We start from the raw sequence: 20,234 nt of genomic DNA, 5'->3' as shown, positions 1-20,234 counted from the left end.
CACGCCGCGGCGGCACTTGAAAAGGCTCCGCCTCTCTGCTAAGATTCTCTGGAAAGTTCCGGTCCGCTCAACTCGTGAAGCCTCCCGGCCCCTCTTTGAGTCGCGCCGCCTTGACGGATTCTTCGAGTTAGGGGGATACTTAAGGAAACTCTGATTTATTGCACCGAGGGAACCTTTTCGTAATAAGGGTCACAGGCCCCCGGTTCCCTCAGACTCCCTCCAAAACCTTTTAACGCGAGTTGGTTTCCCCCTGTTTTGCCAGGCAAAACAGGGGGAAACCAACTCGTATTTAAAGTCTTTGAAGGGGGTCTGTGACCCTTTTACGAAAAGGTTCCCTCAGTTTCAAATCCACGCCCTGGGCCGTCGTCACTGAGGCGGCGGGTCTGCGGCCGGAACCTCCCGGAGGTTTTACAGATGAAAAGACTGCTCCTTCCCGTGACGGCTCTCTTCGTGCTCCAGGCCTGCGCCACCTCGTACGACAAGGGGCTCGAAGAGGCAGAGCGCATGATCTCGGCAGGCGGGCTCGAAGAGGCCTACGAGAGGCTCAAGCCACTGTGCGCCGAGAAGCCCGGCGAGAAGGCGTGCCGGAGGCTCGACGAGGTGAAGGGACTTCTTCGCGACCGCCTGAACGAGCGCGTGGCGTCGGCGATGAAGGGCGGGCGCGTTGACGGCGTCCTGCCCCTTCCTGTCATAGAAGGGCTTGAGAAGGAGGCGGCCCGTCTTGCCGAGTGGGGTTTCGGAAAAGAGGCGGACGGGCTCTCAGAGAAGCTCGCAGCCGAGCGCAAGGCCGCAATCGAGCGTGTGACGGCCGTGAAGGCCGAGGCCCGCAGGCTGCTTGCAGAGGGCAAGAGGGTTGAGGCCGTGGAGAAGGCGGCGACGGCCGCGCGCATCGACCCCGCGGCAGGCGCCTTCCTCGAGCAGTTGCGCGCGGAGGCGGCGGCCGGGCTCGAGGCCGAAGGCGACCGCGCGGCGGCCGACGAGGACTGGAGGACGGCCCTTGCCCGCTACAGGGAGGTCGAGAAGGTGGCGCCCGGCCGAGAGGGACTTGCCGGGAAGCTCGCCGACGCCGAAAAGCGCGACAACCTCGCCTACTACGTAAACGCCGCCGCCGAGGCGGTCGGGAAAAACGACTTCGCCAGGGCCCTCAAGCTCTACGCCTACGCGGCGACCTATCCCGGCAGCGAGGACGTGGGAGCGCTCGTACTCGCCGCAAAGGAGAAGGGCGTGCGCACACTCATCGGCGAGGGCCTCGAGCTCATCTCCCTCGGCCGAAGCTACAGGGCCTACCTGAAGTTCAAGGAGGGCTTCGCCTACCTCAAGGACCTCCCCCTTGCGCGGCGCACCTCCATAGAGTTCGACGCCGCCGCCATAACGAGGTTCCTCGACGAGCAGTTCCTGAGGGCGGCCGGGGAGAGCGAGAAGGGCAGGGTGGGGCTCGCTTACCAGTACATGAGGACCGTCGTCGACATAGACCCCAACTACGCGGGCGGGCGCGACCGTATGAAAGCGCTCAGGGAGAAGCTCGAACAGCGGGCCATAAAGGGGCTCGCCGTCATGCCCTTCCGCAGCCCCGGCTACAGCCCCGAGGCGGGCAAGATATTCTCGTCAAACATAACCCTCTATCTCTACCGCCGCCTGAGCCCGGACGTGAGGGTCGTGGAGCGGGAGGCCATCGAGTCGCTCCTCAAGGAGTACGAGGTCAAGCTGGCCGGCCAGATGAACGAAAAGGCCAGGGAGAGCTTCCTCCAGATATCAGGCGCCGACTACCTCGTGATAGGCGACGTGCTCGACTACAAGGTGGAGAGCGGTCACCACGAGACCACCAAGACGGTCCGCGTCAAGACGGGCGTGAAGAAGGTCCGCAATCCCGAACACCTCGACTGGGAGAAGAAGAAAAAGGCCGGCGAACTCGACGCCGAGGCCGTCGAGCCCCCCAAGTACCTGGAAGAGCCGGTATTCGAGGACATCACCTACAAGGTCGTCTTCTTCAAGAAGGTGGGGCTTGTGAGCGTCGGCTACCGGGTCGTCGACACCAAGGGCAAGCTCCTCCACACCAGCGTGGTCGAGATGAAGGAGGAGGCCACCGGGGAGTCCACCGACGGCGTCGAGGTCGGAGACTTCAAGGTGCCGCTCAAGGTGGCGGAACTCCCTTCGGACACCGAGCTCATACGCAAGGTCCAGGAAAAGGCCATCGCCCGTATCGGCATGGAGCTGAAGGAGCTTCTCGCAAGCCCCGAGGTCCGTTACCTCGCCGAGGCGGAGCGCCACGAGAAGGCCGGAGACCTGAAGGAGGCCATCGAGAGGCTCTCCGACGCCCAGATAGTATACGAGAAGAAGGGCCTCGACACCGCCCCCATAGAAGAGAGGATAGCCGCTATCATGGACCTCCTGTGAGCCCCTCTATACTTGTCGGGGGAATCATCCCCCCTGCTGCGGCCCCCTCCCACAAGTCCCGGCGGTCTTCTCGGAGGCCGCCGGGACAACGGCCCGCCGTCCTTTCCCGCCTTTCATAAGAAGATTTTTCACCTGAATTTCACACAACACCCTTGACAGGAGATGACAAATAAATTAAAATAAATTAACCTGTCCGTTGCCTGAACGGCGGCATGGGCGGCTATGATGGGAAAGAGATGAGAAAGGTTCGGTCCGTTGCGGACTTGGCCTCACGGCGGCGGTAACGTTGCATGGGCGCCGCAAGGGGTGGCGGCCCGGCGGACTGACATCTGTGGGGGGCCGGACAGAGCCGAGACAGTGGTGATTCGTGGGTGGCGGTCTTTGCGGTCCGGGCGGCTCGAAACGGGCCCGCGGGCTGTAAATAACGAAATCATGGAGAAGCGTATGGCCCGAAAGACGACGGCGTTCCACTTTCTTTTCTTCCTCATTATTTTCATTGCCATATCTCCGGTTCCGTCCTTTGCGGTGCACAAGGGTGCCGGCGGACTCACCTGCGGCACCTGCCATACCATGCACAACAGTCAGGGCAACTCGGCCATAGGCGGAAACCCCGACGGAAGTCTCATACTCCTGCGCGGCGCCGTCACCACGCGCAAGGACATACACAAGCTCTGTCTCCAGTGTCACGCCAACAACGGCGCCCAGGCGTCGAACGCGCACGCCCCCCGCAACGTGGTGGCCCCCAAGGTCTTCTCAAGCGCCTCCACCTGGGCGTGGGACACCGACCCCTTCAACAAGATAGGCGCCGGAGGCAATTTCTATCCCGAACTCGATAACACCTGGGCTCTTTCGCCCGGTACCGGCGACCAGGAGGCCCTCGGGTACGGCCACTCGCTGGGCATGACCAACGTCCTGCCCCCGGGCGGCGACCAGACGATAGCCGAGTTCTCCTGCACCAACTGCCACGACCCCCACGGCGTCGACAACGACCAGTCCTCCACCATAAACTTCTTCAGGAACCTCAGGGTGACGGCCATCGGCGCTGGTCAGAAGGGCGGGGTCAAGTTCTACAACGGCACCTCCAAGGAGTTCTACAAGCACAAAAGCTACGTGGGCGGCGTCAACGGCTCCTACTTCGGCGGCAACGAGACGGATAACGACAACCAGGTCATATGGCCCGTCTACAGGGGCACCCTCACCGGCGACCCCGTAACCGACAGCGCCAACAGCAACGTCTACGGAGGCGGCGACGACAGCAGCAACGGCACCGGCGGCCTGGAGGCGGCCACCATGTCGAGGTGGTGCGCCCAGTGCCACGACAACTGGCACGAGGCCATAAGCCCCACCAACCTCGACAGGAGCACCAACGTCGACCTCAGGCGTCACGCCGTCAACTCCATGATCCCCCGCGGAGCGGCCGCAAACTGCGCAAACGGCTGCCACGTGTCCATGCTCGACAGGAGCAACTACAACCAGGCCGTCATCCAGGCCGGCAAGGCCCTGCCCGTGACGGCGAGCAAGTACTACTCGGCCAATGCCTACTATCTGCCGACCGATACGACGGGCGCGGCATTCTCCGGCATGGACGACTTTACGGACGGACACAAGGTCTTCTGCCTCTCGTGCCACTTCGCACACGGAGGACCCTACTACGACAACCTCAGGTGGGACTACATAAGCGAGCCATGGCCCGGCGGCACGCCCGGCCAGTCTGGCAATTCCATCGCCTCCAACCAGGGTTGTCAGCTCTGCCACAACAGGTGATGCGTTAGCGAGCAGAAGGCCCTGCCCGCCTCAGGCGGACAGGGCCGCTGTGTACCTGCGCTTGTCCTCTTCGATGCGACGGTCTCTCCGGGGGCGTCCGAACGCCGTGCGTCCGGAACAGGGCCGCACAGGCCGGAGCGAGCTGAAACAGAAAGAGATCCCCAGGGCCGTTCCGGGACCCATCACGACCAAACTCATCGCGCCTTTCCCACAGCGGCCGGACAAGGCCCCGCATCCCTCGCTCCATCCCTCGATCTCCGGGCTCCTTAAAGCCCCTTGCCGGTTCTGCCGATAAGATCATTGATATGCATGGGACGTCCCGTCATCGCAGTCAGGCCGTCCCTCACTACCTCTCGGAGTTCATCGGTGAACGAACATAACAGGCCGCACCTTTCGCTCCAGGAATACGAGATACTCAAGTACATACACGCGGGCGTGACCAACCGCGAGATATCCCGTCTCATGGGTGAAACGCCCTATCGGGTCGCAAGGCTCATCAGGGGGCTCAAGGAGAAGATGGGAACATCCACCAGAAGCGGGCTCGTCGAGAAGGGCCTCTACTACGGCCTCATCGACGGCCGGGACAGCGATGTCCAGCAGGACGGCAAGCCCGACACCGTGAAGCTCGGCATCGTCGGCTGCGGCAAGGGCGGGTCCGCCATCCTCGAAATCTTCAAGGAAGACTCGACCATAAAGATTTCGTGGGTCGTCGACGAGAACCCCATGGCACGCGGTATCCCCATCGCCAGGAAACTGGGCATCCCCGTCTATCACGACCTCGCCGAGGCCGTCACCACCGACGTCGACATAATCGTGAACGTCACGGGCTCGAGCTCCGTGAGGGAGTTCATCAAGAAGATGAAGCGGCCCGACACGGAGCTCATGGGCGGTGTCTCGGCCCGGCTCCTCTGGCAGCTCGTCGACGAGCGCCAGCGCAGGATGGAAGAGCGCCAGCGCATGCTCAAGGACCACGAGAGCCTGTACCATCTCGGCCTCGTCATCGAGAACATAGACAGCCTTAACGACGTGGGCTACGCCATAATCGACTACGCCACCCGCCTCACGGCCACCCCGGCCGGCTCGCTCGCCCTCTTCGACGAGCGCAACGAGAACATGGTGATGGTCGTGTCCAAGGGCTTCAGCGCCGAGTTCCAGAAGGTCGACCGCTGGGACATAAGACGCGGAGGGCTTACCGACAAGATACTGACCCAGACCTCACCCACCATCATAAAAGACCTGCGCGAGTTCCCCGCTTTAAACCCCGTGCTCCTCGAGGAGGGGGTGCGCTCGCTCCTTGCCGCTCCGCTCACCATCGAGGGACGCATAGTGGGCATCATCTACGTCAACGACTTCGTGGTCCGCGACTTCAAGGCCGAGGTCATCTCGCTCTTCACCCTCCTCACCATCTACGCGGCCCTCACCATCGAGCGCGTAAAGTCCATCGAGGAGATGCGGCGCCTCAGCATAACCGACGGCCTCACCGGGCTCTACAATCACCGCTACATCATGGACGAGATCAACAAGGAGACGAAGAAATGCTCCCGCAACGAACGCTCCTTTTCGATCATCATGCTCGACATCGACCACTTCAAGTCCTACAACGACACCTACGGCCACCTCGAGGGCAACAAGGTCCTCAAGGCCCTCGCCCGTCTCCTCAACAGGACGGTGCGCAGCACCGACACGGTAGGCCGCTTCGGAGGCGAGGAGTTCTGCATCATAATCGACGACATGGAGAAGAAAGGCGCCGTGGCCTTCGCCAACCGCCTGCTCAAGGAGATCGCCTCCTACCGCATGCCCAACCGCCGCATAACCGTGAGCGGCGGTGTCGCCACCTTCCCCGACGACGGCCGCAGTCCCATGGAGCTCATAAAACAGGCCGATATGTGCCTTTACGACGCCAAGAAAGCCGGCCGCAACCGCATCTGCTCCTGACTTACTTTCTTTTTTGGGAAAAAAGAAAGTAAGCAAAGAAAAAACTGTAAATCTTGTCGGGCCTGTGTGCGTCGCAGCGGCACGAAGCGGCCGGCGGCCCCGTCTTCCGTGGCTGCTTTTTGAGGGAACAAGCAGGCAAGAAACAATGAGCTTGTTGGACGGCGCGGAGTCGTCGGTCTTCAAAGCGGCCACCGGCGTCGCGGCCCGTCACCGCCCCGTCCTCTTTCCGGGAATGGGGTGTGTCAGGGAAGCCCCTGTTTGCCACGGGGAGGGAGGGAGGGAGGGTTCCGGTAAGCCGCTTTGTTTTGGACGCTCTTTCAGGAACTGCTGACGGATTTCATAACAACGAGTGTTCCCCAACAGGGTGGGAACATGAACGGCATAACGCCGCACAAGGCCTTCGTCGATGGGCTGCCGAAGAACAAGAAGGGAGGTGAGGGAGGCCGAGAATGCAGCCTAAGCGGATACCCCGTTAGGGGTGTAAAAGTCAAGCACCTACCGGACAGTTAGCCCCTCGGCTGGTTTGGGCCTTAAGCCGCTTTTTTCGGTAACAGTTTTTCAAGCAATTCGAGAGCCTTTTCTTCGTTCTTATTTTCGCATTTGGCGCCTTTCTTTCGGCGGATGTTCGCTAATGCCTGTTCGTGTGTCATCCCAGCTTCACGGAAAGCATCATACGTTGCGGCCAGTTCTAAAACTACAGGGTCAGCTTGGGCCATCAGCTTAATTGCGTCTCCAAATTTCTCTTCTACTTCTTTCAAAGCAGCCTCTGGCTTTGACTTGATAACATAGTAAGGTCTATCGTCCGCCGAAAGACACGATTTCTCTTCCACAAGCCCCAGATGTTCAAGCAATCCTATTTCTGCCTGAAGGCCGTCACTATATGGGCCATAAAAATGCAGCATATAGTCATAGTCAGTCGGGAGCCCTATCCTCTGCAAAAGCTTAATCGTCTTTTGAAGACGAGTTCTACCAATGACCTGCCTCCCGGGATGTGCAGCGATGACGGCTGCCAGCAGCCTAAACCGTTCAGGGTTCATGTTTAGTGACCTCCTTTCCAGGACTTCGTTAGCTCAAGTATTTCTGTCCTCGCTTTTTCAGGAAAATAATAACGAAGCTGGGTTATCTTTTTTCGCAGTGCATTGACTTGATCTGACAAATGGTTAATCAATTTTATTTGTCCGAGCGCATCTTCAACAAAAATCTGTGTTGCAGGATTGTCATCACTCGGATCATAAACTTTATAAGGAGTATCCGCAGGAGTATCTGAAGCAAGACCATAGTCCACCGCATCAATGTATTTTTGGACTATCTCTTTAGCTTGCTCGCGGAATTCAGCAACCTTATCCGGGTTATCGCGGCTAATACCAGTGGCATCAACGCACTTATAGAGATGACGGTGAAGGAGACCGCTTGATAGGCGCTTAATGATAGGATCCCTACAGACCTCGCAACATTTAAGAAACTCCGTAATGGTGTGGTCATCCAGTAACAAATAATCGTATAAAGACAACCCTCCAGAAAAAGCCTTAATCAATGCTGGGGATGCTCCCTCGACGATCTTGGATTTTTTGTCCAGTGTATCCTCTGCGTCAAGCAACTCTTTGTAACGCCTAAAGAGAAGCCGAAGCATAACCTCGGCTGAACGTGTCGCTTTGTGAAAGTATACTGCTTGGTACATGTGGTACCGCGCAAAGATATATTGCTCTGTGGCATAGAATGCTTTTCTTCCCAAGTATATGCGATTATGAGTCTCATCAACATATAAATGGTCAACTAACCATCTAAGATCGAGTTTACCATAATCTGCACCAGTAGCATGACTATCACGAAGAAGATAGTCGCACCGGTCGGCATCGAACTGGCTACTTACAACGTGAACAAAAAACGGAGGGATGTCTCCGACGTTCTCGCCTGTCGGATCCTCTTGAAAAAACGCAGCAACACGTGTCGGTAAATCGCCATCGAATTCTTTCAATACTTTGTTGATTTCTGTGGAATCGTCTTCGATGATTTCCTCGGTTCTTCGCTCATGCTTGTCTCTCGTGATTTTCTCGAACGCATGGGAGAATGGTCCATGTCCAATGTCATGAAGAAGTGCGGATACTAAGACAACGGTCTTCTGATCGTTAGTGAGAGTAAACCCGGCATTGCCAATTTGATTCAAGAATAGTCTGGCTGTGTGCATCACTCCAATCGAATGAGCAAAGCGACTGTGATTTGCCCCTGGGAAGACCAGTTCGCTCAGACCCAATTGTTTAATTCTGCGAAGGCGCTGAAATTCACGACAGTTAACAAGACGAAACAACAATTGATCGGTTTCTGTATTTTCAAAAGTTATCACGTTATGAATGGGGTCGCGGATAACTTTAGGCCAAAAGCTGGTTGCTTGATTTCCTGTATCACTCATGCTTAGCCTGCTCTATTTCAACTTTGTTGGCCGAGGTTTTTTCCGGCAATGCAAGGTCTTCGACACCCGCCTTGATCAATTTGATCAATCTTGCCACGTATTCTTGGGTAGTGACATCATTGAGTGGCACGTTTCATTCGTAGCTTTTGGTGCACGTCATAAGGTAGCACCGCGTATATTTTGCGCTCTTTCGGCTTGGTCTTTCTCATTCCATCCGCTCCCACACAGAAACCTGGGTTAATATATACCGTCGACTCTGGCATGTCAAAGCAAAAACCTTCGAAGCAGTCAGCTACTCTCTCACCGACAGCCTTATGTCTTCTCCGCTAAGTATCTACGGGAACACTCGCTCTGTCGGGCTGTTTAGGCACGCACCAGCCCAGAGCCTGGAAGAGGGTAAGCACATGTCATTGGAATTGATAGTCAAGGGCGGCCGCCTCCTCTCTCCCGATTCATTCACTCATGTTTCCTTCCCTTGATTCATCCCTATCCTCAAGCCGTGTTGCCCGAGAATACGCCTATGATGTGGGGCACCACCTGCTTCTTGCGGGAGATGATGCCCTTGAGCTCGAAGAGGTCGTCGTCGAGCCTCGGGTAGTCGAGGTTGTAGATCACGTCCTTGTCGCCCACGGCGAGCAGCAGCGACGTCCCCTGGACGATGTCGGTTACGAGCAGGGCCGAGAGGGAAAGCTCCTTCTCCTTTCGCACCCTTTCGAGCTCTTCTCTCAGTCTCTGTCGCTCGTCGTGGAACTCGCCGAACCCTATGGTCTCCACCTGTCCTATGCCGAAGCGTCGCCCCGCGGCCTCGAAGACCTTGTGGTCCCCCCTGACCACGGCCCGGGTTCCCCGCTTCTTTATGCTCGACGTGGCGGCGAATATCTCGGCCCCGAACTTCTCGTGGGCGAGGCCGGACTCTTCCTCGAGCCACTCCGTTATCCGGCGGTCGCGCTCCGTCGTCGTCGGCGAGCGGAGCATGACCGTGTCGCTCATGACCCCGCCGAGCAGAAGACCCGCCGTCTCCTTCCCTATCTCTACGCCTTTGCGCCTGTACAGCTCGGCCACCAGCGTGGAGGTCGAGCCCACGGGCTCGCATATGAAGGTTATGGCCTGGGAGGTGTTGAAGTTTCCGATCCTGTGATGGTCGACGACCTCCACGATGTTCGACGGGTCCGCGCCGTCCACCGCCTGGGAGAGCTCGTTGTGATCCACCAGTATGAGCCTCGTGGGCGATGGGCGCAGAAGAGAGCTCTTGGTTACGACTCCGGCAAGGGCCCCTTCGTCGTCGAGCACGACTATGCCGCTTCTCCTGGCAAGCCTGAAGCGCAGATCACGGGCGAGCTCGTCCGGTCTCGCCGTCTCCATGGGCGAGGAGCATATCCTCGAGGCCGGCGTGCTGAGCCGCACAAGCAGAGCCGTGGTGGCCGTGTCGTAGGGCGAGACCACCAGGCTCACCCCGGCGGCCTCGGCCGCCTCGACCACCCGCTCGCCGACGGCGAGCCCGCCGGTGACGATGAGGGCGCCCACCCCGCGCTCGATGGACTCCATCTGTATGCCTTCACGGTCCCCGACGATTATCATGCACCTCGACGGCTCCGTGCCCTCGAGCACCCGCCGGAAGGAGCGGCGCGACATGGCGCCCACGTAGACGGAGAAGACCACCTCGTCGCGGCCCAGGAAGTCGAGAAGCGGCCTTGCCCCCAGCGCCTCGACCACGTTGGAGAGAGACGTCGTCACAAGGCGCGAGCCCTCGACCTCGAACTTCGATGTGTAGTGGCGGGCAAGCTCCAGAAGCGTCAGCGCGCCCACCGGCCTTCGCGCCCCGTCGAGCACGGGAACGAACCTCACACCCTCGCTCCTCATCAGGTCCATTACCTTGAGCACGGGCGCCCCTTCGCAGACCGACACGACGTCGGTGTTCATTATATCGCCCGCCTTCACGTAGACGTCGGTCAGGTAGCGCGGCGGCTCGACGCCGAAGTACTCGAGCACGAAGGCCGTCTGAGGATTTATGTCGCCCGCCCTGGCGGCATGGACGTTCTCCATCCCCGTGGCCCGCTTGAGCTCGGCCAGGGCAATGGCCGAGACTATCGAATCGGTGTCCGGGTTCTTGTGACCTATAACGTAGGTGGTTGCAGAGCCTTCCATAGACTGAAAAAGATACCTCCTCTGCGAAAGAGCTTCGCCCCGGCGTCCGTCGCCATGCCTGCGCCGGACGGCCGCCATGAGGCGTTCACCGCCTGAGAAACTTCATTAACTGCTTGAGGTTTCTTGAGTTAAGCACGTGTTTTTTCTCGATCCATCCCCGCCGCGCATAGCGGACTCCCAGGGTGATGTTGGAGAGGTGCTGCGGCGCGTGGGCGTCGGTGGAGATGACCACCGGCACGCCCCTGGAGCGCGCCAGCCGCAGGTGCGTGTCCGAGAGGTCGAGCCTTTCGGGCGAGCAGTTGAGTTCGAGGGCCACGTCGTACTTCCTGCAGCTCGCCGTTATCTCTTCCATGTCGAGATCGTAGGGTTCGCGCATTGTGAGAAGCCTTCCCGTCGGATGGGCGAGGATGTGGACGAGACCCGTTGAGAGGGCCCTTACTATCCGCGCCGTCATCTCGCGGCCCGGCATGTTGAAGGCCGAATGTACGGCGGCCACCACGCAGTCGAGTCCCTTGAGTGCCGCGGGGCCGTAGTCGAGCGAGCCGTCGGCCCGGATATCGACCTCGGCGCCCTTGAGGAGCTTGAAGGAAGAGCCGCGGCGGGAGAGGGCGGCGTTGACGTCGTCGACGGCCTCCATGTGTCTTGCGAGCCTCTTTTCATCGAGGCCGTGGGCTATGGAGACGGCCTGCGAGTGGTCGGTCACGGCCAGGTACTCGTAGCCGAGATCCATGGCCGCGCCGGCCATCTCCTCGATGGTTGCCGAACCGTCGCTCGCCGTCGTGTGGCAGTGGAGATCGCCGGCGATGTCGCCGACCTCGAGCGGCGCCGGGAGCTCCCCCTTTTCTGCGGCCTCTATCTCGCCGAGGTTCTCGCGCAGCTCCGGCGGTATCCACGGAAGGCCCACGGCGCCGTAGACCCCCGCCTCGTCGGCGCCGGCTATCCTGCGTCCGTCGCCGGCGTCGAAGACCCCGTACTCGCTGATCTTGAGCCCCATGCGTACGGCCCGCTCCCTGAGCGCCACGTTATGGGCCTTGGAGCCCGTGAAGTACTGGAGCGCCGCGCCGAAGGAGCCGTCGTCCACGACCCTCACGTCCACCTGCAGTCCGTTTCTGAGGATGACCGACGTCCTGGTGGCGCCCTTTGCGAGCACCTCGCGCACCGCCTCCCACGCTACGAACCTCTCCATCAGGGGCTCGCCGTGGCGCGCCGAGACCAGCACGTCGAGGTCGCCGACCGTGTCGCGCAAGCGCCGCAGGCTTCCCGCCGCCTCGACCCGCCCCACGCCCTCGCAGCCGCGCAGGTAGGCGACGAGCTCGGAGGCCACGGCCATTACGACAGCGAGCCTGTGGCGCCCGCTCATGCGGCGCAGCTGGGCGATGGATCGCAGGACCTTCTGCTCCGTCTTCTCCCCCATGCCGGCCAGTGCGCGGAGCTTGCCGGCCCTGGCCGCGGCCTCGAGGTCGTCCAGTCCGCGCACCCCCAGCTCCCGGAAGACGAGGGCCGTCTTCTTCGGTCCCATGCCCTGGACGCGCAGCACCTCGATAAGTCCCCTCGGTATCTCCCTTTCGAGGGCATCGAGGTAGGCGAGCCCGCCGGTGGTGACGAGCTCCACTATCTTCTCGGCTATGCCCCTGCCCACGCCCGGTATCTCTTCGAGACGGCGCGCTCCGGCGGCGACTATGGTGGAGACCTTGACCGGCAGGGAGTCGATGGCCAGTGCGGCGTTACGGTAGGAGCGGACGCGGAAGGCGTTCTCGCCCTTTATTTCGAGGAGGTCTGCGATGTCGGCCAGGACGGCCGCGATCTCGGCGTTCTCCATGGGACTCTCAACTGTAGTAGGACCTGTAGATGGCGTAGATGCTCCCCTCCTCGCTCTTTATCCTCTCCAGCATGTCGCGCTTGAGTCCCATGAACCCCTTTTTGAAGCCTTCCTGGTCGGCTGCGATCCTGACGGCCGACCCGTAGTTATCGAAGAACTCCCTGGCCCTGGCCGAAAGCTTCCCCATGGAATTGATGAAGAGATCGAGGGCCGGCAGAAGTGCGGTCTGGCCCGCCTCGAGGGCGCCGGTGCGCAGCTCCGGATAAAAACGCCTGTCCTCGCGCGCCACGTGGTCGAGAAGCTTCCCCTCGAGATCGGCGAGCATGGACGAGACGAGACGGCAGTCCATTGAGTCGGAGTCGGTTACGGCGGTCTCCAGGTCCCTCAGAAGCCGCCTTATCTCCGTGTGTTCCTCCATCAGTTCCTTCAGGAACATAGCCTTGTCCATTACCTTGTCAATCGTCCGTCTTTGTCTCGTTGTCAAGCGGCTGGGAGAGTCTTCCGCCGGACAGGTTTCACCCATATTATAGCAAAAGATTTTTCGTTGACAACAAAAGTTCCATTACCTAAACTGGTTTGATAACTTATGAAAACCGATCCCATAGGCATCTTCGACTCGGGCATAGGGGGGCTCACCGTGTTGAGGGCCATAGCCCGGAGGCTGCCCGGAGAGAGCACCGTCTATCTCGGCGATACGGCGAGGGTTCCCTACGGCACCAAGTCGGCGGAGACGATCATACGCTACTCGCTGGAGAACGCCCGCTTTCTCGCCGGCTGCGACGTGAAGGTGGTGGTGGCGGCCTGCAACACGGCCTCGGCCTACGCCCTGGGCGAGCTCTCGGAGATGCTCGACGTGCCCGTCATAGGGGTCATAGAGCCCGGGGCGGCCCGCGCCGTGGGGCTTACGCGAAGGGGACGCATAGGGGTGATCGGCACGGAGGGGACCGTGCGAAGCGGTTCATACGAGGCGGCCATAAAGCGCCGCAGGCCCGACGCCGAGGTGGTGAGCAGGGCTTGCCCGCTCTTCGTCCCTCTCGCCGAGGAGGGATGGACGTGCAACGAGGTGGCCGAGCTCACGGCGCGGCTCTACCTCTCCGCCCTCGTGGAGGCCGGCATAGACACGCTCGTGCTGGGCTGTACCCACTATCCGCTCCTCAAGGAGACCATAGGGCGGGTTGCTGGACCGGAAGTGAGGCTCGTCGATTCGGCCGAGGCGACGGCCCTTGAGGTGGAGCGCCTGCTCGTGGAGAAGGGGCTTGTGTGCGGGGGGGGAGAGCCCGAGCGCCGCTTCTTCGTCACCGACTCTCCGGGGCGCTTCGCTGCGGTGGGCAGGCGCTTTTTCGGCGACGGCCTCCATCGGGCCGAGCTCGTAAGGCTCGGAGGCTGAGGGCCGTGGCGGCAGGGGGGTCTCCATGGACGACCGTCGCGGCGGCGTTCGCCGCCTTCGCCGTCTGCCTTGCGATCTTCGTCGCCGTCGGCGAGATGGAGGAGGGGGCGCGGACGGAAAGGCCGGTCTCTGAGCGTGGGGCCACGGCGCCGGAGCGGGCGGCCGCGGGCAGGCGGCCTGGGCCCGCCCCTTCGGACCGGGCCGGGAAAAAGACGGTCGATCTCTTCTTCGCCCGCCGCGACGGGCCCATGCTTGCGCCCGAGAGGGTGGAGATCGAGGACGGACCGCTCTTCTTCCAGGTCGAAGAGGCCCTCTCCCTGCTGCTCGAGGGACCGGGGACACCGGGCCTTGCGAGGACGGTGCCCCCGGGCACGAGGCTGCTTGAGCTGAGGATAAAGGACGGCACGGCCTACGTGGACCTGAGCTTCCATGTCGTGGGTGAGCGCGGCGAAGGGGCCGCAGACGAGAGGATGACAGTCTATTCCATAGTGAACACCGTGACGCTCAACTTCCCGCGCATAAGGCGCGTGCAGATACTGGTGGACGGCAAGGTGATGGGCACGCTCAGGGGAGGGGTGGAGATAAGCTCGCCGCTCGGTCCGTCGAGGGCCCTGGTCAAGGCGAGATAGGCGACCGGTGTGCCGTGGCGCCATCGGGGGCCGTGGCCCTGCTCGCGGGCGGTTGCGGGCGGCTGCGGGTGGTATGAGACGGTCCCGGAGGAAGAGACGATGATCTTGGGGGTCGACAAACCTGGGGCGGCGGCCGTGGCGGCCGCCGCCGCGGCTTTTTTGCTCGTCGTTCTCACGCCGCAGCGCAGCGCCGCCTTCGAGCGGCTCGTCACGAGCTCCCACCTTCTCGGAGCCGGCGAGACGCTCTCGGAGGCCGAGAGCCGGGCCATGTGGAAGGCGCGCATCGAGGCCGTAAGGCGCGCCGCCCCGGAACTGGGGCGTCTTGCCGCTGCGTCCGGCATTGCGCTCACCGACGCCGAGGCCGAGGCCGCCGCCCTGGCGGCCCTCGACTTCAGGGTCGACGAGAAGAGGCGCGAGATCATCGACGACAACTTCGCCTTCACCGTCGTCCTCAAGGTCCGTCTTCACAGGGACGTCTTCCTCGCTGCGGCGAGGGCGGCGGCCCGGGGCTACCGCGCCGAGGAGTACGGCGCCGTGGTCTCCGCCTTCGAAGAGCTCGACAGGGCCGCCGACGGGCTCGACGGGCGGCTCGAGGCCGAGGACGACGCCGGGCGCCGGCGCGAGATGATAGAGGCCGTCGAGACGGCGAGAAGGCGCCTGCAGGCGGCGCTCTGGCTCGAGAAGGCCCTGGTGGCGGCCCTCTCCGGCCGCGGCGACGAGGCGATGGCGGCTTACGGCACGGCCATCGAGCTCGACCCCCGCTGGGCCTGGCCATACGTGGGGCGGGCCGCCACCCTCATCGACGGCGCCGACTACTACCAGGCCGCAGACGACCTCACCGCGGCCATCGAGCTCGACGGGGACCTTGCGGCGGCCCTCGTCCTGCGCGGCGCGGCGCACCTGGGCGCGGGCGAGCCCGACTACGCCCTCGATGACCTCGACCGGGCCGTGGAGCTCGACGGCGGGGACAGCCGCTGCCGCGAGCTGAGAGGGCGGGTCCGCCTTGCCCTCGGCGACGCCGCGCGCGCCCTCGAGGACTTCGACCGGGCCATAGAGCTCGACGGCGGGTCCGGGGCGGCCTGGTCTGGCCGGGGCAGGGCGCTTCTCGGCCTGGGGCGCGTGGACGAGGCGCTCGAGGCCCTCGAGCGCGCCGTGGAGCTCGCGCCGACGCTGGCCGAGGCCCATGCGGGCCTGGCCGACGCCCTTCGGGCCGCGGGGGAGTACGAGCGGGCGCTGGAGGGCTATGACCGGGCCGTGGAGCTCGACGGCGGGAGGGCCGAAAGCTACCTGGGCCGGGGGCTCCTCTTCCTCGAGACCGAACGGTACGAGCGGGCCGTTGCGGACCTGACCACCGCCATAGAGCTGGGTGAGGGGGCTGACGGCGGCGCCTTCCGCGCACGGGGGGTGGCCTATATGCGCATGGGCCGCTACGACGACGCGGTCGAGGACTTTACAGACGTGGTCTTCATCGCGCCCGACGACGCATCGGGCTATGCGCTGCGGGGATCGGCCCTGGCGGCCGGCGGTTTCTACGACCGGGCGCTGCTCGATTACAACAGGGCCATCGAGCTGGACGGGACAGACGCCCTATCCTTCCACGGCCGCGGCGTCATCTTCAGCCTCAGGGGCCAGTACGAACGGGCCGTCTCGGATTTCGACCGCGCCATCGCCGCCGACCCCGGCTTCGCCCCGGCCTACGGCTCGCGCGGCGACGCCTACACCCGCCTGGGCCGCTACGACGACGCCCTCGCCGACTTCGACCGGGCCATCGAACTGGACGCAGCCTCCGCCGACGCCTACTACTACCGTGGCGTGCTCCTCCAGAAAAAGGGGGAGATGGAGAAGGCCGTGGACGACCTGCGCAGGGCCGTCGAACTCGACCCGCGCAACGCCAGGGCCCTTGCAAGGCTCGGCCAGGTCCACACCGCCCTGGGCCGCTACGACGACGCCGCGGCGGACTTCGAGGCGGCCCTGGAACTGGACGCGGACAACCCGGACTACCACTTCGGCAGGGGGCTTGCCCTGAGCCTCAAGGGCCTCTACGACCGGGCGGTCGCCGATTTCGACCGGGCCATAGCACTATATTCGGCCCCCGACGACACCGCCGGCTTCGACCTGCGGCGTCTCGACGACGGTCTCGACATGCCCTCCGCCGGGCACGCCGGCTCCGTGCCGCTCGAAGAGGCCCTCTCGGCGGCCGAGAGGCTGGCCGCCGCATACAACCACCGCGGCTACGCCCGCTTCAAGAGCGGACGCACCGAGGCCGCCATCGACGACTACAACACGGCCATCGGCCTGGTGCCGGGCTACGCAGCCGCCTACCTCAACAGCGGCATCGCCTTCTACGCCAGCGGCCGCTACGACATGGCCATCGGCGACTTCACCAAGGCCATCACCCTCGATCCGTCCAGCGCCGCGGCCTACCTGGGCAGGGGCGACGCCTACTACAGGCAGGGAGCCATGGAGAGGGCCAACGACGACTACATCAAGGCCTGTGTCATGGGCGAGGGGCGGGGCTGCCTCTACTTCGGCATCGTCATGGGAGAGATGGCCTCGGCCTGCGCCTCGGGAGAGGAGGGGCGGTGCAAGACACTGCTTGCCATACTGGAAGATATCATCACCGACTGCGAAGAGGGCGGCGACGAAGGATGCAAGCTGCTCGGCATAGTGATAGAGGGCGGGCGCGACCCCTCTCTCTCCGACCGGGCGGCGAGACTGTCGGGCGCCGAGCCTTGAAGCGGTATGGGCGGCCCTGCGGCGCGGCGGCCCCGGGGAACGCTTGCGCCGGCGGCCGGGTTGAGTCATGGATCCGGTGACCCATATCCTTTCGGGCGTCCTCTGGTCGAGGACGGCCCTCGGCGCGCGGGCGGGACGGGCGGCTCTCATCGTAACGGCCGTGGCCGCCGAGCTTCCCGACATCGACTACCTGACGTTGCGTTTCGCCGGGCCGCTGGCCTACCTCAAGTACCACCGCGGCTTCACCCACTCCCTTGCCGGAAGCCTCGTCGTCGTGCCGCTGTACGCCCTGACCGCCCGCTTCCTCCTTGCAAGGCTCCCTCCCGGCTCCGCGGCCGTCCCCTCGCTGGCCTCCGTCACGGCGCTCGCCTTCACGGGCTACTACACCCACATGGCCCTCGACGTAATCACCTCTTACGGCACCGAACTGCTCTATCCCCTTAGCGGGCGGCGCTACGCCCTCGACCTGGTCTTCATAATCGATCCCATCCTTACGGCCGTAATCGTCGCGGGCATCTGGGCGGGCCGGCGGGCCGGCCCTCGCGCCGCCGCCCTCTTCGTAGCGCTCGCCGTCTCTTACCTCGTCTTTGTCCACTCGGTGAAGGAGGCGGCCATGGCCGCAGCGGCGGCGGCACTCGACGACCGGGGCGTGGAGGCCGAGCTTCTCGACGCCGTGCCCATGCCGCTCTCCCCCTTCAGGTGGTCGGTCTTCTTCGACGGCGGCGACGAGTTCCTGCAGGTCAAGGTGGACGAGGCGCGGGGGACGGCGGCGGTCGAGAGGTTCGGAAAAGAGGGTTTCAGCGGCATGGACGAGGGGGAGTTCCGCAGCCTCATGGCCGGGGTCCGCTCTCTCGACGTGGCGGGGGTCTACCTCCGCTTCGCGCGCCATCCCATCGTGCGCGCCTTCCGCAGGGGGGAGGGCTACGAGGTGGAGTACTACGACCTGCGCTTCAACCTCGTCGAGGGCCGCAGACCCTTTCTGCTGCGACTGCGGCTCGACGGGCGGCGCGAACTGCGGGACGTGGTTCTCACCTTCCACACCCTCAAAGCGGAAGGGGAAGACTGAGAGAGGGGTAGCCGCCTTGCATCGACAAGAAAGGCCGCCCGGCCTTTTGAACCGGACGGCCCCATGTACGGGATAGTGGCTGAGAGAGGGGTATCCGACCTGTATCCACAAAAAAGGCCGCCCGGCCTTTTACAGTCGGACGGCCCCCATCTGCGGAGGTGGCGGAGAGAGGGGGATTCGAACCCCCGGTGCCGCGTAACGGCACAACTGATTTCGAGTCAGCCCCCTTCGTCCACTCGGGCATCTCTCCGCCGGAGAGCATAACACGTTCGGCGCCGGAAGGCAATAGAAGTTTTGCCGCGGGAGTGTCTTTCTGAAGGGGGAGGAGGGCGGGGACCGCAAGGCCCCGCCCTCCCCGGCGACTATTCGGAAGCTTCCTGCCGCTGCTGGCGTTCGCCGCCGGGAGCTACGAGCGAGATGCGCAGTTTATCGTGCTTGAAGGAGTTGAATTCCGGGTACTTGTTGAAGACCCACCCCTTGGCCACGCTCTTTCCGTCCTCGAAGAGCTCGACGAGCACGGCCGGGTTTACGAGCTCCGCCGACTTGGACCCTATGTGGTCGTCGTAGATGGAGTAGTCGGGGACGAAGGCCTCGACGACGAGCTCGCCGCCGTCGATCTTGGTCTTCGAGCCGATGCGGAACTTGCTCACCGCCTTGGTGCTGTCGCTCGTGTCGAAGACCTCGAGCGTCACTTCCTTCCACTTGGCCTTTATCTCGTCCGATACCCGCACTTGCTTCTGGGTCCTCAGCCCCGAGTGGGAGACGCTGCCGTCCTTTCCGGCCTGCTTCATGAACGAAGCGGCGCCGGGGTCGACGCTCGTGTCTATGGAGGGATGCCCCTCGGGCAGGCCCTCCATGGACGCCGTGCCGGAGACGGTCTCCTCTTCGACGGCGGCCTCCCTGGCCTTCTCGCTCGTGCAGGCCGAGGCGGCGAGCGCGATGGTGATTGCTGCTGCGACAAGGTATCTGAATCTCATGACTGCGGTCCTTTCCTCCTCGTTGAATACGAATTCCAGTGATTATACCATCCGGGGGCGGCGGAGAAAAGGGAAAAGGCGTCGCCGCGCCTCAACCCTTCTTTCTCATCTTGACGGCGCCGAGGATGAGGTTGGCCACGATGGCCACGAAGCCGAGCTCGTCGTCTTTGAGCCTTCTCGTCTCGACGGTCTGGACGTTGAGCACGCCGTAGGGCTCGTCGCCCGAGAATATGGGGTAGCTGTACATGGTCTTGATCCTGTACTGCTCCTCCCTGGTCTCCGGGAAGTAGTGGTAGCGGGGGTCCCTGGAGACGTCGGCCACGAGCTGGGGTTTCTTTTCGAGCACGGCCGTGCCGGTTATGCCCTCTCCCGGTTTTAGCCTCGCCTTGCCCACCGCCTCTTGGGCGAGGCCGTAGGTGCCGCGGAGCACGAGGTGTTCGCCGTCCCAGAGGTATATGGAGCAGATGTCCATGCCGAGCCTGCGGGCCGTCTTCTCGGCCACTTTCTTCAGCACCTCGTCGAGGTCGTAGTCCGACGAGGCGAGCATGCTTATCTCGTCTATGGTGATGAGCTCGAGCTGTTCGCGGTCGGCCCGCTCCACCTCGACGACGAATCTGCCCATGTGGTCGAACTTGAGCGGCAGGAGGCTGTCCCTGGAGTAGTGGGGGTTCACGACCTTGCTCGTTCCCGGGGCGGGCCTGAACTCGGAGAAGCCGCACTTGCAGTAGAACTTGACCTTGAAGTCGTCGATACGCTCGTGCTCCATCTGGCTGCCGCACTGTCTGCACCTGATAATGGAATCCATCGGTTACCTCATCGTGTTAGGGAAACTCTGATTTATTGCACTGAGGGAACCTTTTTGTAAAAAGGTTCCCTCAGACTCCCTCCAAAAACTTTTAACGCCCTGCGGTTCATCCCGATTTTGCAAGCAAAATCGGGATGAACCGCAGGGAATTAAAAGTCTTTGAAGGGGGT

Annotated in this window: 14 protein-coding genes and 1 tRNA gene; 7 read left to right on the top strand and 8 right to left on the bottom strand. The window is 62.6% G+C overall.

The genetic code is table 11. The annotated features are described in order from the left end of the window. Nucleotides 1-414 precede the first annotated feature (414 nt). The 3 genes from ENJ37_03495 to ENJ37_03485 all read left to right on the top strand — a co-directional run bounded on the left by ENJ37_03495 (nt 415) and on the right by ENJ37_03485 (nt 6,093). The gene (locus ENJ37_03495; protein ID HHL39551.1) at nt 415-2,394 is read left to right on the top strand and encodes a hypothetical protein; all 1,980 of its coding nucleotides are present in this window, start codon (nt 415-417) and stop codon (nt 2,392-2,394) included. A gap of 432 nt (nt 2,395-2,826) precedes the next feature. After that, nucleotides 2,827-4,158: a hypothetical protein gene (locus ENJ37_03490; GenBank protein ID HHL39550.1), complete on the top strand. Its 1,332-nt coding sequence runs from the start codon at nt 2,827-2,829 to the stop codon at nt 4,156-4,158. 309 nt (nt 4,159-4,467) lie between these two features. After that, complete coding sequence (locus ENJ37_03485) at nt 4,468-6,093, top strand: diguanylate cyclase (GenBank protein ID HHL39549.1); 1,626 nt, start codon at nt 4,468-4,470, stop codon at nt 6,091-6,093. Nucleotides 6,094-6,623: 530 nt separating this feature from the next. Here ENJ37_03485 and ENJ37_03480 read toward each other — a convergent pair. The 5 genes from ENJ37_03480 to ENJ37_03460 all read right to left on the bottom strand — a co-directional run bounded on the left by ENJ37_03480 (nt 6,624) and on the right by ENJ37_03460 (nt 12,987). Then, entirely contained in the window at nt 6,624-7,130 is a 507-nt protein-coding gene (locus tag ENJ37_03480) for a hypothetical protein (GenBank protein ID HHL39548.1), read from the bottom strand. 2 nt (nt 7,131-7,132) lie between these two features. Beyond that, on the bottom strand, nt 7,133-8,500 hold the full coding sequence (locus tag ENJ37_03475; protein ID HHL39547.1) for an HD domain-containing protein: 1,368 nt from the start codon (nt 8,498-8,500) through the stop codon (nt 7,133-7,135). A gap of 492 nt (nt 8,501-8,992) precedes the next feature. After that, nucleotides 8,993-10,723, bottom strand: coding sequence for a putative manganese-dependent inorganic diphosphatase (locus tag ENJ37_03470; GenBank protein HHL39546.1), 1,731 nt, complete (start codon nt 10,721-10,723; stop codon nt 8,993-8,995). A 7-nt stretch (nt 10,724-10,730) separates the two neighbouring features. Then, the gene (polX, locus tag ENJ37_03465) at nt 10,731-12,464 is read right to left on the bottom strand and encodes a DNA polymerase/3'-5' exonuclease PolX (protein ID HHL39545.1); all 1,734 of its coding nucleotides are present in this window, start codon (nt 12,462-12,464) and stop codon (nt 10,731-10,733) included. A gap of 7 nt (nt 12,465-12,471) precedes the next feature. Continuing rightward, nucleotides 12,472-12,987, bottom strand: coding sequence for a hemerythrin domain-containing protein (locus ENJ37_03460; protein HHL39544.1), 516 nt, complete (start codon nt 12,985-12,987; stop codon nt 12,472-12,474). A 63-nt stretch (nt 12,988-13,050) separates the two neighbouring features. Here ENJ37_03460 and ENJ37_03455 point away from each other — a divergent pair, with 63 nt between their 5' ends. From ENJ37_03455 to ENJ37_03440, 4 genes are all read left to right on the top strand, one after another. Further along, nucleotides 13,051-13,851 carry a glutamate racemase gene (locus ENJ37_03455; protein ID HHL39543.1) on the top strand — a complete coding sequence of 267 codons (801 nt, stop codon included), beginning with the start codon at nt 13,051-13,053 and terminating at the stop codon, nt 13,849-13,851. A gap of 5 nt (nt 13,852-13,856) precedes the next feature. Next, complete coding sequence (locus ENJ37_03450; GenBank protein HHL39542.1) at nt 13,857-14,480, top strand: hypothetical protein; 624 nt, start codon at nt 13,857-13,859, stop codon at nt 14,478-14,480. 99 nt (nt 14,481-14,579) lie between these two features. Next, a complete protein-coding gene (locus ENJ37_03445) occupies nt 14,580-17,216 on the top strand; it encodes a tetratricopeptide repeat protein (GenBank protein HHL39541.1) in 2,637 nt (878 codons plus the stop codon). Between the two features lie 67 nt (nt 17,217-17,283). Further along, nucleotides 17,284-18,282 (top strand): metal-dependent hydrolase, encoded by a 999-nt coding sequence (locus ENJ37_03440; protein ID HHL39540.1) that lies wholly within the window; start codon nt 17,284-17,286, stop codon nt 18,280-18,282. Between the two features lie 159 nt (nt 18,283-18,441). Here ENJ37_03440 and ENJ37_03435 read toward each other — a convergent pair. From ENJ37_03435 to ENJ37_03425, 3 genes are all read right to left on the bottom strand, one after another. Next, nucleotides 18,442-18,532, bottom strand: a tRNA-Ser gene (locus ENJ37_03435). Between the two features lie 112 nt (nt 18,533-18,644). After that, complete coding sequence (locus ENJ37_03430) at nt 18,645-19,259, bottom strand: hypothetical protein (protein HHL39539.1); 615 nt, start codon at nt 19,257-19,259, stop codon at nt 18,645-18,647. 91 nt (nt 19,260-19,350) lie between these two features. Continuing rightward, on the bottom strand, nt 19,351-20,064 hold the full coding sequence (locus ENJ37_03425; GenBank protein HHL39538.1) for a GAF domain-containing protein: 714 nt from the start codon (nt 20,062-20,064) through the stop codon (nt 19,351-19,353). Between the last annotated feature and the right edge of the window lie 170 nt (nt 20,065-20,234).

The organism is Deltaproteobacteria bacterium (assembly GCA_011375175.1).
Taxonomy (GTDB): Bacteria; Desulfobacterota; GWC2-55-46; order GWC2-55-46; family DRME01; genus DRME01.
The sequence above is the reverse complement of the archived record's forward strand: the minus strand, read 5'-3'. Positions and strand labels throughout refer to the sequence as shown.